This window comes from Roseibium sp. MB-4, assembly GCF_053005265.1.
In genome coordinates this window covers 713724-728104 of record NZ_JBRKQB010000001.1, presented here as the reverse complement: position 1 = coordinate 728104, position 14381 = coordinate 713724, and the positions used below count along the sequence as shown (strand labels likewise).

The window sequence follows — 14381 nt, the reverse complement described above, 5'->3', positions numbered from 1 at the left end:
AGTTTCCGGCTCTCGAACCAAGGATTAGGCCGGAGACAGGCGATCACCTGTTCCCCGGCCTTTTTCTTGACCTGTGGGGTCTGGCAGTCTTCCAATACTCTCCGATAGACTTGAGCCGCTTCGCACTATTCTATGTACAGCTTGCAGGGCGCGTGTCGTCACGACAGAAGGAATAGATCCAGTATGGAACGCCGCAGTTTTTTGACCGGAGCTATTGTCACCGGAAGCGCCATTTTTGCATCAGCCGCGAACGGTCATGCCGCGTCTTCACAGGTTGCACGGGAAAACACCGCGGCAAATCCGGCAAAACGCACCGACGGATTTCACCTGGCCCTCGGCGGCGGCGCGGCCAAGGCGTTTGCACATATTCCGGTGTTGGAAGCTCTAGATGATCTCGGGGTGAAACCGGAAGTAATCGCCGGGACATCCATGGGCTCTATCATCGGCGGCTATTATGCAAGCGGCATGAGCGGCAAGGACATCCGCAGCTTTACAGTCGATCTCTTCACCCTAAAGGGTCAATTGCTTCAAAAGCTGTTTCTGACTGATGGCCGGACCTGGGGATCGCTTCTGAATATGATGCGTCCGTCGATCATTGATCCCCTGGTTTTGTTCGAGACGCTGTTTCCGGACGGGCTGGCGGAGAGCTTTGAAGATTTACAAATCCCGATGAAAGTCGTCGCAACGGATTTTCATCGCCAATCCCAGGCGGTCCTGACCGAAGGTGCGCTTCTACCCGCAATAGCAGCTTCATCAGCGCTGCCCATGTTGCTGACGCCAGTCCAGATTGATGGGCGCGTCTTGATTGATGGCGGCTTCGTCAACCCGACGCCTTTTGACGTGTTCGAAGACACGGATTATCCCGTGATGGCCGTTGATGTGACCGGGGCTGATTTCTCTGCGATCGATGGTCTGCCAAGCGGAATGGAAACCTGGATCGGCTCATTTTCGATTACGCTTCATTCCCTCGTTGCAGCGAAGTTGAGTTGCGCCCAGCCGGATCTCCTCCTGGAACCGGCAATCGGTCATTTCCAAACGATGGATTTCTTCGAAGTTGAGGCCATTTTGGACGCAGCCGATCCGATCCGGGAAGATGTCAAACGTGGGTTGGACCGTCTGCTGGGTCAAAAGATCTGAGGCAGCTGTCTTTCCAAGCTAGAACGACCCACCGCGTTTGACGAAGATTTCCTTGAGGCGGGCTGCACGGTCAGTATTCCATCCCTCTGGATCAACGGCCGCGGCCCAGGCGTCGATGTAGTCCCGGGCAATATAATAATGACCAAAGCCCGAGACATTCAGCGAAAACGCTGAATCAAGCGCGAGCTGCAGCATGGTGACGACGGGAAACCACCTGAGTTGAGGCGTAACATCCGGAGCGCGTGGAGGTGATAGCCAGCCGGGCTCAAAGATGGAACTGTCGTAAGTGAAGTTCACAATCGGATCGCTGCCGTAATTGAGAAACACCATTCTGATCGGGCCCCAAGACGTAAATTCATCTTCAAGTCCCCCATATTGGTCCAAGACCCGGATCAGAGACCCGTTGCCATAGGTGGGCCGCCAAGCGGGACTGTCCGGGTTTCGATGATCGCGAACTTCTGACCAGAATTTTGAGAAAAACGGGGACCCGGCCCACATCGCTCCCTGAATGGGGTCTCCCAACATGTCGAACAAAGGTATCGTGGCTTGAGAGTTGAAAGCCCCTTGGCTGAGACCATGCACATAAAACTTTGGCCGGTTGTCTTTCGGCAACGTTGTCCAATGGTCATAGACTTTCTCAAAAAGAACGCGTGCTTGATTAACGCCATAGTCCGGATGTGCGAGCAGCGACAAAACACTAGTGAGATACGAGTATTGCGCGGCAACCGTCGCCACATCTCCGCCAAGCATGAAGTCGAGTGTGTCATGAGCGCCCGGATCCATCCATCCACTTCCAACCGGCACTGCCACAACAAGAGTTGAGCGCGAGAAGGCATCCACGCGCTTCAATTCTTCCAACGCGATTTCGGCGCGTTCTTCCGCTGTCTCGGCCGACAATCGGCCAACATAAATCCGGATCGGGTTTTGAACCGGACCCTCAAAGAATTCCCCAATTTCATCTGTTGAAGGGGCCGTTGCAACAAAAGCCCGGCCGTGCCGCCCCATTTCCTTCCAGCGGATGAGGGACGCTGCACTTCCTGTCTTTTGCGGATCGGATGGCTGTTCAATATCCGGTTCCATGAGAAGGTCTGCAGCCATAAAGGACGCGTCGGCTGCTTTGAACGCATTGCGGATCAATGCGCCATCGACCAACGCCCAGAAGAGCCAGCCAACAGCTGCAATTGAGACCACGATGCCAACACGACGCGGCACCAAACGGTCCAAAATCCGCTCCATCCGGCGGCGAGCGATCCCAAGCGCTCTGAAGACCAGCCACAGAACCAGAAAGACCCCGAGGGATCCTCCGAGAATGAGAAACGGGGCGCCACTTTCCAGCGGCTCCAGTCCAACAGCCTCGCGTGTTGCATTTTGCCAGTTTGCTGCTTTTGAAAGGGAATAGACTAGAATACCGGCACACGCGGCCAAGCCACCGACAACCCAAACTGTTCGCAAGCGCCCCCTTAGCCACGGAATTTCCATGTAGCGCCAGGTTGCCCGGACAAGAAGTGCCGCTTCATAACCCAGGCTTGCAACAATTCCTGACAAGAGGCTTTGCACCAAGGGGTCGCGTGGCATCAAAGATGGGGTAAGCGAGGCACCAAACGCGCTGATTGCAACAATTGCAGCAAACGTGGACATGTTGGACATCATCCAACCGGGCAGGCGGTTTTGAGAATGCGGCATCAACGTCTCCGGAAGGGGCGGTCGGATTTTCTATGATCGGTTTAACACGCCATTAGTAGTACCGCGTTTTGTCAGGGATAATATCCTTGGTGAAGAAAATGCCATTTAATGGATTCAAGCGCAGTTAACTGTCTGCGCTCATTGTCTCCCAAACGACGCTTGGAAATTCGTTGCCTGGCTTCTACCAGGACTGCACCCGGGACGGTGAGACTCTGTCTCCCGGCCGCATACCAGCGTTGTTCTGCCTGAATACACGTAAGTTTTGTAGGACAGTAAGCATGACGGGCCAGCCTGGTTATAGCCGATATATTCTTCCATTGGTCGTGATCGCAATGGCGTTTGCTCTGTCGATCAGCGCAGTCGAGATGGTCCAAAAAAGGCAGGATGCGAAGGCAAAGGACGACGCTCTGCACGCGCTCATTACGTCTTCCAGCCTGCTCAACACGCATCGGCTGGAGAGCCTTTTGACGAGTGCGCTTTACAATTCCGACTTCGAGTATCAAGCCCGAGTCGCCAGAGCTTTCGTCCGCTTTCAAAACGCCCTGAATTCCTGGCACGTGAACCCGTTGCTGGAACTTGGTCCGCAAGCGTCTCTCATTACGCGCAGGCTTGCGGACGCTAAAGAGATGGCAGGGTCAATTGAACCTCTGATCTCCAATCTGGAAAACAGAAGCTCGATTGATCAGGCGCTGGCAAAAGTCCACCAGATCGGAACGTCGTTGAACCAAGTCCGGCATTTGGCTGAAAACCGTATGTCGTCAATTGCTCAGGAAAGCAACGCGGCTCTTAATCGCCAAGCCCGTATTCAATCGCTTCTTGGCGCTGGATTGATTGCAAGTCTCAGTGCCTGGGTTTTCTTGTTATTCCGGAGATTGCGGTACTTCGCCAATGAAAGAAAACGCCACGGGTTCAATCTCGCTCGTGCAGCCGCCGAGTTGAGGCACGATCCGGCCACGGGGCTGATGACACAAAAGGTCTTGATCGAGAAGATCGAGGAAATGCATTCCAAGCGTCGCGACGATCAGGATTTGGTCGTGCTTTATATTGATCTGGTCATGCCCTGGACCGGATCCGGATCTGCAAGCGAGACTGATCGCAATTCCATTCTCGCGGCCATTGCCGAACGGATCCAGCATCAGATCAATCTTGGGCCCGAGCCAGCATGTCTTGCGCGGGCAAGTGGGAGCGGGTTCTTCGTTGCCATGAAGATGAATCAGGAGAGTGGAACAACAGCCTTAGAGATCACCAATCGCCTGCGCAACCATATTCACAGGCCAGTGGCCATTCGCTCCGGTATCTATCCAGTAAACAGTATCGCGGGGATCGCCTTTATAGACCAGGAAGAACGAGACCCGGGCGCAGGGCTGCAAAATGCACTGTTGGCTGTTTCGGAGGAAATAAGGACAGGCCGCCGGGATGTCGGAACATACAAGCCGCCTTTGCGCGCGGTTGCGGAGCGGCAATCCGGCATTTCTCGCGCATTGCTTCAGGCACTCGAACAAGAAGATTGCCTGCCCCATTTTCAGCCGCAGTTTAACATGAAGACCGGTCAAATCGTTGGGATTGAGGCCTTGGCCCGCTGGTATCATCCGCAGCTCGGCTGGATTGCACCTGCCGAGGTGATTCCGATCGCCGAGCAGAACGGCTTGATCATCCCATTGGAACGCAAAATCATTGAAACGGCCTGCGCTCAGGTTCAGCTGCTGCCCGGAGACGTGGATCTGGCAATCAATCTGTCTGTGCCGCACATGCTCCATGGGGATGTTGCCCCGATGATCGAAGATTGCCTGAACAGCACGGGCCTCCCCGCCGAGCGGCTGAAGGTAGAGGTCGCAGCAGGCCGGCTCCTCAACACGTTCGACCGTGTCCATGGTTGCCTTGAGGATCTGCGTTCACTGGGTGTCACCCTATCCTTGGACAATTTTGGCACGCCAGCCTCCGCCTTGTCCGGCATCCTTCAATACAAATGGGATGAAGTGAAAATCGACACGTCTCTGACAAACATTTTGCGGGACGGTGACGCGGGCCATGGCCTGATAGCGATGGCGTTGACCATGGTGAAGACACTTGAGTCCACGGCGCTCATCGAAGGAATAGAGACGATCGAACAGCGTGATATGCTGACCGCGCTTGGCTGTGAACTGGGGCAGGGGTATCTCTTCGGAGGCCCCATGGCAATCGACGATCTGAATGCGCTTTTCTTTTCCGAACAACCAAATCTTGCGCGGATGCTGATGTGATTTCAGGGGCGATCAATCAAAGGCCGGCAATTGCCGCTGTTCGCTCCAGGGTCCAGTACATCGCAAGCGTGCCGATCACATAGGTTGGAACAAGCTCCGCCCATCTTGGAAATCCGAAGCGGAGGGCCGTGAGCAGGTTCAGCGCGATCAAGATCACGAACACAAAGGCCAGTTGCCCCAGCTCTACGCCAATGTTGAAGAACAAAAGCGCGATCGGGATCTCGTTTGGCGGCAGGCCGATTTCCGAGAGCGCCCCGGCAAACCCGAGGCCATGCAAAAGGCCGAAGGCAAAGGCAACGATCCAAGGATACCGGTAAGTCAAACTGATCCGGCCACGGGCCGCATGGACGATCTCGACACAAAGAAAAACAATCGACAGCGCAATCGTGGCCTCAACCGGTGCGGACGGCAAGTTGACATAGCCGAACGTTGCCAGCGCCAGAGTAATGCTGTGCGCGATGGTGAAGGCGGTGATGGTCTTGACCAAACGCCAACCGTTGCGCACGACAATCATCAGCGCGAACACAAACAGAAGATGGTCCAGCCCTTCGAGGATGTGCTCAAACCCGAGCTTCGTGTACCGGGAGGCTGCCTTCACGATGGATCCGGACCCGGCAAGATACTCCTCAAGATCAACAACAATGGCCTCGCCCTGGCGTGAGGCGAGCCTGGTGAGGGGCTCTTGCTCGAACCAGCGCACGGTCAGCAAAGCGCCATCGCGTTTCCAAGGGAGGACGAGTTGGTCGTCAGACGTCAGGGCTGTTTCGCAGGTAAATCGGAAAAGCACCAGATACGACCCACGTTCTCCGCGCGGCGATCCTTCAAAGGCGCACCGGTCCGGCAAGATGGGTGTGGTGATTGAACTAGCAAGTCGCTGTGGAACCTTTGAGAGGAGCTGATAGGTGCCTGGAGCTGTTTCGATCAGCTCGGCTTTATCGACACCCAGCGAGTGCGCTGATGCCTCTGCAGGCCACAACCAAACCGCCAACACCACCAACATGAACGCTGCAATCGGGTGTGCCTTAGTCATTCGGCGCGCCCTCAACCGGCTCGACCACAACAAGATAGTTTTGCCGCATGTCGTCCAGCGCTGCATCGAGCAGCTCGTTGGATTTTACCGACAACCAATGGGTAGAGATCCAGTCCTGGGCCAGTTCATAAGTTGGCGTGCGCGGCGGGTTCCGATTGATCACACGAAGAAAATGGACGGATCCCGTTGGGGATACATAAGGACCGCGCCAGTCCTGGTCGTCTTCGCTGACCGAGAGCAAGTCCTTGGCAGGTTCGGTGCCAAAGAGGCCCACAAGCCGGCGTTGATCGAGAAACCGCAGACGGTACCCGAGCCGTGTATCCAAGTCCCCGAGAGTGGAGGGATCTTCGGCCTGATTGAGCGCGTCCAGAATGCCATCTGGTATCGTGTCAGGATCTGAGAACATGACATGGTTCAGATCGAGGCTCGGCGGACTGGTAAAGGCGTCCAGGTTGGCCTCAAAATGGGCGCGTAAGTCGTCTTCGGACGGTTCGGGTATGTCGCTTCCAATAAAAAAGCGCATGTTTTGCAACAGCAACGCCCGAACCCGGGAGCTGTCGGTGAACCCACGGGCTTTTGCTTCCCGCACGAGGATTTCCTCCTCGATGAAAGCGTCGACAATTCGCTGTTTGTCGCCTTCGGTCAGCGGTCGAAGACGGAGGTCCTCTTCCTGAGAAAAGAGATATCTTTGGGCTTCCGTATCAACAAGGATCACCTCCCGCTCATCTCCGCCAATAATGCCTTGCGCAACAAAGAGACCCGCTGCCAGAAGCAGGAAATGCAATAAGGGTTCGCGGAGAAACCGACGAAGAAGCGAGACTTTTGTTGGTTTGTCTTCTAGAGGCATTTCGGCAGAAGCTTGTGAGGTCATACGTCTTCCTTAGAGCGCTGCCACAGAGGAGGCTGGTGCGAACTGTATCGCAAGCATCATGGACGAAACAGCCGCAATCCACGCCGCTGCAATCCGGAACGCAACCGGCAGCATGGCCCAGTGCACCCGTTCATTGAGTACGACGACACATCCGGACAGATAGAGAATCAAGATATTGAGCCCCGCCAAGGAACCGCTCATCGTCACAAAACGGTCCCACATGAGCCCGCCATCGGGCACAGACATTGCTCCGAGAAGAAGACCCGCGATCGCAACACATCCAACAGCGGAGGGAAACAACCGGTTGGCGGAGGCCGCTGCCAAGGCACTGGTGGCGATGACGACGGTGTAGGCCAGTGTGTCTGACACATCACCACCCGACCAGAAAAGACCGGCGAAGGAACAGCCAAGAAAGGCTGCCAGCAACCAACGCACCCTGTCCCTTGGAAACCCGCCGATCAAAAGCCCGGCACTGAGGATCAAAAGGATCTGCGCGGGCGATGACAGGGGATGCAGCAGACCGACATAAAAGCCTTCAATCCCCGGAACCGGGCTGTGAGCCTGCGCAGTCCCGGTTGAGACAAAAAGGATTCCAAGACCAAGTCCGACTGCCCGCATTCTCAGACGGCACCCATCAGAAAGGCGACGCCGGCCAGCGATATGACACCGCCGGCACTGCGAACAGCGATCCGGCCAGCCGGCCATTTGACGAGAAGACCAAATGCGATCCCGATCATGTGCAGCATGCCGGTCGCAAGGACGAACCCGATCGCGTAGGCGAAGACATTCGCAGAAGCGGGCAGCTCTGTTCCGTGGGCATAGCCATGGAAGATTGCAAACAATCCGACGAGGACGGCAGAGACCCAAATCGGCGCTCGAACTGCCAGCGCGATCATGAGGCCCAAGACGACAGCTGAAAGGGCAATCCCGGTTTCAACGGCAGGGATCGGGACGCCGAGAATGCCAAGCACCGCCCCGAACGCCATCACGAGGGGAAAGACGATCGGGAGGATCCAGATCGACGGTGCCCCAAGGAAGGCGCCCCACAACCCGACAGCGACCATGGCAGCAACGTGATCCCACCCAAGGATTGGGTGCGCAAACCCGCTGATGAACCCGCCACCATATCCATGACCAGTATGCGCCAGCGCAGGCACCGCCAACGCCAAAGAGACAAGAACAAAAACGCTAGAAGAAACAGTGGCTCTGGAACGCATTGAATGACCCTCACTCGGAATTGGGTTCTCACCTTGGTAAGGCGAGACTAAAGGTAGAGTTTTGTATTGGATATGCCGATTGTGCACACAACTGAGCAGCCCAATGTTTTTGACCTAGAAGAAGACTGACAAACCAAACTTTATTTGTGCGTCAGCGCCGCATTTTGGATGTGCCGCCAGCCCATAGCCACCGATGTTTGCGTCTATCGCTGTTCCGTTTTCCAGTACAAACGTCTTTCCAACGGTTAAGCCAACCGGGACTTGCCACCTGTCACCCGTATTTGCCGTCCAGTTGTAGGTGATGGAGTTGTTGTAGCCAAAGTACGATCCACCAAGAAATTGGGTGTTGTAGAAAACAATGGGCTGGATGGTTGAGAGGTTGAAATTGTCTTGCCCCCAGTGGTGCCCGAGGATTGCCCCGTATGACAAATTTCCCGCAAATCCAAAGGCAACGGCTGCAAGGCCGGCGCCCCAACCTGGTCCGGCAACAACTTTATCCGTTCGAGACCGAAGAGAGACCTGTGGGCCGACCCCGAATTTGATTGGGAGGCCCTCGATCTGCGGGACGATAAAACCCTGTAGCATCACGTCGGACAGGCCCCACGTATAACCTGTGCCTCCAATGCGGCCGGGACCCAATTTTGGAAAGGAGGCACCACTGTGCACCCCGGTTACTGGGATGATCCCCCGAGCAATCAGGTTAAAGCCATTTTCTGTGGGGATGAAATAAACAGGCTGGATTTGGAATCCGTAGCCCGTCTGATCGTCTGCGGTCCCAAGGGAAACCGTGTTATCCGTCATTACAGCCTTCACGTCGGCCAACGGATCTTGTGCGTTTCGAACTGCCTGGCACTGGGCATCGCAGTCATCGGCGGCGGCTTCAGGAATGATTTGAATAGCCGCAAATACCACTCCGATGAGCAGAAGAAATTGTTGTCTTTGCATCGACACCTACTTTTCAGCGCTTCTCGACCTGATCCGAAATCCGAGACTGCAAATGTGTCGGGTCCCTTCCCTCAAAAGAATCTGGCTCTGGATCGGCCGCGTTGGGATGAGCTATCCCAAAAAAATCGCGGCCGCACCCAGCGGCCGCGTTTCTCAACTCTATTCGGCGCTGTTATCCTTCAGCATGGCCGGGTGGACATAGTTCGGATCGGTAATCCCCGACTTGCGTGCGGCATAGGCTGCGAAAACGTGCCGCTGCAGGCGGTTGATCGTGTTGGCAGTGTTGCGCCGACGGTCATCCAGCAAAGGAGAATACTCGGAGATGTCCATCATGATCACTTCATTTTGAAGGAAGATCATGCGCAAGAGCTGCATCATTTCCTTTGTGGTGAAACCACCAATTTCCGGGTTGGACACGCCGGGAACATGGGCAGGGTCAATCACGTCCATATCGAGCGAAATGTAGATCCTGCGGCCTTCCAGTTCCGCAAGCAATGCGTCAGCCGTCTCTTTAAAACCGTTCTTCTCGAACTGCGGCATAAAGTAGTAATTGGTCTTGGTATTGAACATCCAGTCCATACGCTCGACGCTGTCGTACGCACCGCGCAGCCCTACATGGAAGATTTGATCGCCGTCAGCGAGTCCCTGTTCATGAGCGAAACGAAGCGCGGCTCCGCCATGTGTGAACATGCCGAGCCGCCCATCGGGAGGCGCAAGGTCCGTGTGTGCATCAAAGTGCACGATGGTGAAACTTTTGGGGCCATAATGGTCATACAGCGCCATCAGAGAGGCCACCTGTGTTCCGTGATCTCCGCCGAGGACCAATGGCATTGCGCCACCATCGAGGATTTCTTTGAATACAAGCGCCTGATTGGCAAAGTTCTGCATCATCAGTGACGGATGCTGGTTGGCATTGCCGTAGTCCACGATGTTCAACTCTTCGAAATACTCGTTGTTGAACCACAAATCGTGGCCTGTTTGCGCGAAGTCGTAATTGTGGTTGATACGCAGGTAGTTTGCAGCCCAGCCATTACCGCTGGCGGGGTTGTATTCTGAAGGTGCACCCACGAGTGCAATGTCCACTTCACCGGCAATCAGATCTTCCGTGGTCATGGCGTAGGGCAGGCCGAAATACGTCGGGAAGGCGTGCTTGGTTGGCAGCACGTGGTAGCGTTGCAAATCAATCGGGCCGGGCTCACGCTGCGGGTTGTCCCCCACCATATCCTTTCTGAGGTAGTACTTGTTCCAGCCATCATCCAAACGCTGGATATTAGGGTTGTCCGGGTCACGCCATGGCACGAGCGTTTCGGGAATACCGTCGATGCGCCGGTCGTCCGATAGATCAGGGGCGGGATTGTCCTGGGCAAAAGCAGGACCGGCTGCTACGGATCCGATGCCGAGTGCCAGACAGGCGATCAAGCTTTGACGCAATTTCATGAGGTAACTCCTCCGTCGATTTTTCGGGAGAAGTTGTTGCAATACCTTCAGCCCGACCCTACGAGTACGAACCAGCTTGCCTCAATCATGTGGCCTCTTCTGTCCGTTTTGTGCCAAATTGCTTATTATGCTGGAAACAAACGGATCCGATTTTTGTGTTTTGTCGAGTAAAACAAAACAGATATCAGTTAGAAAGAAGGGAAGTCGCGAAACAGATAAGTGAATATACTTAGGTTTTAATGCGGAGGTGCGATCGAGATGGATCTGGCGCAGTTAACCCTCAAAGATTGTGACGAAATCGAAGAGTTCTTTTTGACATCAACCGGCATGAAACCAGGCTTCATTCAGTTGTCTGCGGGCTTGATAAATCTATCTGTCGAGTGTGTTGATCTGGACGGTGTGACCGTTATCTGGTCCGGAAACGAGGGGTGCCACAGGTGGCGTGACGAGGCGCCCGAAACTGGATTGCATTTTGCGTTCGCTGTATCCGCTGAAGAACCGATCCTTTTTCAGGGCAGGGAAGTCGACCAATCTCAAATGGCCATGTGGCAGCCAGAGGCCGAGATGGACTTCCTCATGAAAGGGAAGACAGCATCCATTGATATTGGTATTGAGCAAGAACTGTTGGACGAGCTTGGCTGGAACGCATCTGGTCCGCCGGTAGTGTGTATCCCCGAAGAAACTCGAGCGCGTTTGACATCAACTTGCAAAGCGATACGCAGCGCTGCGGAACGCCAATCTCTGCCGATACGTCCGGAATACGCGCAGGCCATCATCCGGGCATGGCGTGACCAGTTGCTTGACGATCTTCGCGATGTGGTGATGCTATGGGGTGCTAAGGAGTGCCCAGCAGCACAGTCAGCAGATCGACCGACGCCCTACCAGCTGATCCGGCTTGCAGAAACCTTTTTCAACGGACTGCCACCCGACCAAATGCCCGACATGAAGAACCTGAGCAAGGAAATAGGCGTGTCACGCCGATCCCTGTTTAGAGCCTTTCAAGAGCATTTGGGGCTTGGTCCGCGCAGATATTTTGAACTAAAGCGGTTAAACATGCTGCGTCGGGACCTGAAAGCCCACGTTCCGGAAGAAGCTACCGTGACCGATCTGGCCCTTAAGAACGGGTTTGTACAGTTTGGGAGGCTGTCCCAGCTCTACAAAAACCAGTTCGGAGAACTGCCAAGCACAACGCTCCGCACCCGTTCAAATTAGCGCTACGGATAGTCCACAAGCTCCAAGCCTGCCATCGTCAGAGCCTTCAAACACACCTAGTTTCGATAATCCGCAATATGCAAATAGTGCCAAAAACATCTGTGAAATCAGATGCGTAAGTATTTTTGCGTAGCCTCTCAAAAACAGTCCGATTCAGCACTCAGAGTAAATAACACTGTCAAAAAAAACGACCCGTTTAAACGGGTCGTGAATTTGGCTTTCCACAAAGACTGATTCATTCGCCTCATGGCTCTCCGGAAACGCGCGGATGGATGTATTTTGGATCCATCGCTTCTTTTTTCATCGCGATTCCGGTCAGGAACTGGAACATGGTCCGGCGAACAAGACGCGCAGTCTGCTGGCCCTTGTTGTCGTAGAACGGATTGAATTCCACAAAATCGGCCCCAACGATGGTCTTTGTCGCCGCGAATTCACGCAACAACGGGAAAAGGTCCTCGGGCTTTGATCCAATTGGAGACGAAGAACCGGTACCTGGTGCGTAGGCCATATCGAAGGTGTCGATGTCAAAGGAAACATAGACAAGATCGATATCCTTGAGGTCCTCATAGATTTTGTCGAAAGTCTCCCGAACGCCATCCCGGCGGATTTCGTGGATGTGGTAAACCTTGGCACCATCTGCTGCCGCCTTGTCGTATTCCTCGGCACCGAAGACAGGAGTCGACATTCCATACTGAATGATATGGCGCCCCTCCACCATGCCTTCTTCGACGGCTCGGTTCATGAAAACGCCAGAGTGGTAGTAAGCTCCGAATTTGCCGAGGCCCATATCCCGGTCGAGATGAACATCAAAATGTAGAATGGCGACATTGTTCTTGCCGTAAACATCGACGATTCCGCGGTAGGTTCCGTTTGGCACCGAGTGGTCGCCCCCAACGATGAATGGAATGGCGCCAACGGATGCCACTTCCCGCGTCACCCGCCGGATTTCTTCCATCGTGTGTGATTGATTGTAGGGATTAAGACCTACATCGCCATAATCGACCGCGTTCAGGATTGTGAACGGTGCGATTAAGGTTTCGTACTCGATCCAACTCAATGGGAATTGCGGGTCTCCATAGCCACCGTAATCGCGTGTGGTGCGTACTTCGGCAGGGGCCCACATGTTTCCGGCAGAATGGGGGAGCGCGCCCGTCGGTGCCCCAAAGATAGCGATGTCGATCTCACCGGCTTTCAAGTCTTCCGGAGTGATCGCAACCGGAAGCTTGAAGAAAGTTTGAATGCCAACCGGTTCCATCTGCAAGTTATAGCGCTGGATGTCGATCGGCCCGGGTTCTTTGCCGCCAGTACCTTCCCGCAGTTCCCGCCAGATGTTGGTCGACTTGTCCTGCTTAATATTCATCTTGGTCGGATCACCCGGGACTTCGTGCGGCATGGGTCCGATGTTTTCATTCGGCGCAGCCTCGGCAATGTCCTTGAGCATCTGTGCATGGCTCGGGGAAACCATCGAGGCGATCAGCCCCAAAGCCACCACCGGCAAACTCAGCTTCTTAATTTGCATTTCCAATGCCTCCTAAATGGCGGGCATGTGTTGCAAGCGCGCACATGTCCTTGACCTCAAAGGAGAGACTGCCATTATCGACGCCGATGGACTGTTCAGTTCGTGCAAAACGGAAATTAAAGTAGGGCGGTCGATGCAATCCGATTTTCTCACATTCAGTACATTCGATGAAATCGAAGCGTTCTGGATTGAGGCAATCGGCGTCAGCCCCGCCTTGACACAACTGTCGGCAGGGTCATTGAATTTCAAGGTCCGCTCTGATGAGTTTGCCGGCGTCACGCTAACCTGGGTGAAAAGCGAGGGCCGCCAACTATGGCGCGACACGGTTCAGGATGGGCGGCTGCATTTCGGCTATGTGATTGAAAGCGAGGGTTTGGTCCGCTCCGCCGGTCTTGAAATCAATCCTGCTGACGCGTTGGTCTGGATCCCTGGGAAGGAAGTTGATTACCTCCTCGAAGGGCCGCTTTTCAGTCTGGAACTCACGGTCTCTGAGGAACTCGTTGCTGCGCTTGGCTGGGAGCCGACAGGGGCCCCGTTGCAAAAAGTATCTGAAGCCCATCTTAACCGCCTGACACATGTAGCCCAGATGGCCAGTGCTTGGCTTGATACGGCTATTGATCTGGATAAACAGACTTTTGAAACCCGGTTGAATGTGTGGCGCGATCTGCTGCTGGACGCACTTGCAAAGGTGCTTCAACCCTGGTTCCAGAATTCAGATCTGGAGTTATCAGCGCTGCCAGCGTCCAAACAGTACGACATCATCCGGTCAGCAGAGATTCTCTTCAACAACGAGGAGATTGAGGCATCTCCAGATGCTTCTGTTATAGCGGCGGACCTGGGGATTTCGCGGCGAAAACTCTACTACGCATTTCAAAATACACTTGGCATTGGTCCGCGCCGGTTTATTGAGCTTAAGCGCCTTCATCAGTTGCGCCGCGATCTCAGATCCGCTCACCGCGATGAAACATCAGTGACTGAGCTCGCATACAAAAACGGCTTCACCCAGCTGGGACGTTTGTCCGGCCTTTATAAGCAGCACTTCGGCGAGGGGCCGAGGGAGACACTGTTACGCCCGGCCTGAAGCCGGGCG

General features: G+C 54.6%; 12 protein-coding genes. 4 read left to right on the top strand and 8 right to left on the bottom strand.

All coding sequences use genetic code 11. The features are described from left to right. The first annotated feature begins 183 nt into the window (after positions 1 to 183). Positions 184 to 1137, top strand: coding sequence for a patatin-like phospholipase family protein (locus ACVDG4_RS03535; protein ID WP_447234038.1), 954 nt, complete (start codon positions 184 to 186; stop codon positions 1135 to 1137). Positions 1138 to 1155: 18 nt separating this feature from the next. On the opposite strand, the gene ACVDG4_RS03530 is transcribed toward ACVDG4_RS03535, so the two are convergent. After that, positions 1156 to 2820 (bottom strand): alpha/beta hydrolase, encoded by a 1665-nt coding sequence (locus tag ACVDG4_RS03530; protein WP_447234037.1) that lies wholly within the window; start codon positions 2818 to 2820, stop codon positions 1156 to 1158. A 278-nt stretch (positions 2821 to 3098) separates the two neighbouring features. Here ACVDG4_RS03530 and ACVDG4_RS03525 point away from each other — a divergent pair, with 278 nt between their 5' ends. Next, a complete protein-coding gene (locus ACVDG4_RS03525) occupies positions 3099 to 5060 on the top strand; it encodes an EAL domain-containing protein (protein WP_447234036.1) in 1962 nt (653 codons plus the stop codon). Between the two features lie 16 nt (positions 5061 to 5076). Here the strand turns inward: ACVDG4_RS03525 and ACVDG4_RS03520 are convergent, their stop codons facing one another. From ACVDG4_RS03520 to ACVDG4_RS03495, 6 genes are all read right to left on the bottom strand, one after another. Next, entirely contained in the window at positions 5077 to 6090 is a 1014-nt protein-coding gene (locus tag ACVDG4_RS03520) for a HupE/UreJ family protein (RefSeq protein ID WP_447234035.1), read from the bottom strand. Next, positions 6083 to 6961, bottom strand: a complete 879-nt coding sequence (locus tag ACVDG4_RS03515) for a peptidylprolyl isomerase (RefSeq protein ID WP_447234034.1) — start codon at positions 6959 to 6961, stop codon at positions 6083 to 6085. The genes ACVDG4_RS03520 and ACVDG4_RS03515 overlap by 8 nt, the downstream gene beginning before the upstream one ends. Positions 6962 to 6970: 9 nt before the next feature. Then, the gene (locus ACVDG4_RS03510) at positions 6971 to 7579 is read right to left on the bottom strand and encodes a hypothetical protein (protein ID WP_447234033.1); all 609 of its coding nucleotides are present in this window, start codon (positions 7577 to 7579) and stop codon (positions 6971 to 6973) included. Between the two features lie 2 nt (positions 7580 to 7581). Continuing rightward, complete coding sequence (locus tag ACVDG4_RS03505) at positions 7582 to 8178, bottom strand: HupE/UreJ family protein (RefSeq protein ID WP_447234032.1); 597 nt, start codon at positions 8176 to 8178, stop codon at positions 7582 to 7584. A gap of 114 nt (positions 8179 to 8292) precedes the next feature. Then, a complete protein-coding gene (locus ACVDG4_RS03500) occupies positions 8293 to 9129 on the bottom strand; it encodes a hypothetical protein (protein ID WP_447234031.1) in 837 nt (278 codons plus the stop codon). A 153-nt stretch (positions 9130 to 9282) separates the two neighbouring features. After that, positions 9283 to 10560, bottom strand: coding sequence for an arginase family protein (locus ACVDG4_RS03495; RefSeq protein ID WP_447234030.1), 1278 nt, complete (start codon positions 10558 to 10560; stop codon positions 9283 to 9285). Positions 10561 to 10818: 258 nt separating this feature from the next. Between ACVDG4_RS03495 and ACVDG4_RS03490 the strand changes: the two genes are divergently transcribed. Then, a complete protein-coding gene (locus ACVDG4_RS03490; RefSeq protein WP_447234029.1) occupies positions 10819 to 11772 on the top strand; it encodes a helix-turn-helix domain-containing protein in 954 nt (317 codons plus the stop codon). A gap of 244 nt (positions 11773 to 12016) precedes the next feature. On the opposite strand, the gene ACVDG4_RS03485 is transcribed toward ACVDG4_RS03490, so the two are convergent. Continuing rightward, on the bottom strand, positions 12017 to 13291 hold the full coding sequence (locus ACVDG4_RS03485) for an arginase family protein (RefSeq protein WP_447234028.1): 1275 nt from the start codon (positions 13289 to 13291) through the stop codon (positions 12017 to 12019). 133 nt (positions 13292 to 13424) lie between these two features. Here ACVDG4_RS03485 and ACVDG4_RS03480 point away from each other — a divergent pair, with 133 nt between their 5' ends. Then, complete coding sequence (locus ACVDG4_RS03480) at positions 13425 to 14372, top strand: AraC family transcriptional regulator (RefSeq protein WP_447234027.1); 948 nt, start codon at positions 13425 to 13427, stop codon at positions 14370 to 14372. The last annotated feature ends 9 nt before the right edge of the window (positions 14373 to 14381 follow it).

Excerpts from the sequence above, each read along its gene's own strand:
- ACVDG4_RS03535 (WP_447234038.1), top strand. The coding sequence starts at position 184 with ATGGAACGCCGCAGTTTTTTGACCGGAGCTATTGTCACCGGAAGCGCC.
- ACVDG4_RS03530 (WP_447234037.1), bottom strand. The coding sequence starts at position 2,820 with ATGCCGCATTCTCAAAACCGCCTGCCCGGTTGGATGATGTCCAACATG.
- ACVDG4_RS03525 (WP_447234036.1), top strand. The coding sequence starts at position 3,099 with ATGACGGGCCAGCCTGGTTATAGCCGATATATTCTTCCATTGGTCGTG.
- ACVDG4_RS03520 (WP_447234035.1), bottom strand. The coding sequence starts at position 6,090 with ATGACTAAGGCACACCCGATTGCAGCGTTCATGTTGGTGGTGTTGGCG.
- ACVDG4_RS03515 (WP_447234034.1), bottom strand. The coding sequence starts at position 6,961 with ATGACCTCACAAGCTTCTGCCGAAATGCCTCTAGAAGACAAACCAACA.
- ACVDG4_RS03510 (WP_447234033.1), bottom strand. The coding sequence starts at position 7,579 with ATGCGGGCAGTCGGACTTGGTCTTGGAATCCTTTTTGTCTCAACCGGG.
- ACVDG4_RS03505 (WP_447234032.1), bottom strand. The coding sequence starts at position 8,178 with ATGCGTTCCAGAGCCACTGTTTCTTCTAGCGTTTTTGTTCTTGTCTCT.
- ACVDG4_RS03495 (WP_447234030.1), bottom strand. The coding sequence starts at position 10,560 with ATGAAATTGCGTCAAAGCTTGATCGCCTGTCTGGCACTCGGCATCGGA.
- ACVDG4_RS03490 (WP_447234029.1), top strand. The coding sequence starts at position 10,819 with ATGGATCTGGCGCAGTTAACCCTCAAAGATTGTGACGAAATCGAAGAG.
- ACVDG4_RS03485 (WP_447234028.1), bottom strand. The coding sequence starts at position 13,291 with ATGCAAATTAAGAAGCTGAGTTTGCCGGTGGTGGCTTTGGGGCTGATC.
- ACVDG4_RS03480 (WP_447234027.1), top strand. The coding sequence starts at position 13,425 with ATGCAATCCGATTTTCTCACATTCAGTACATTCGATGAAATCGAAGCG.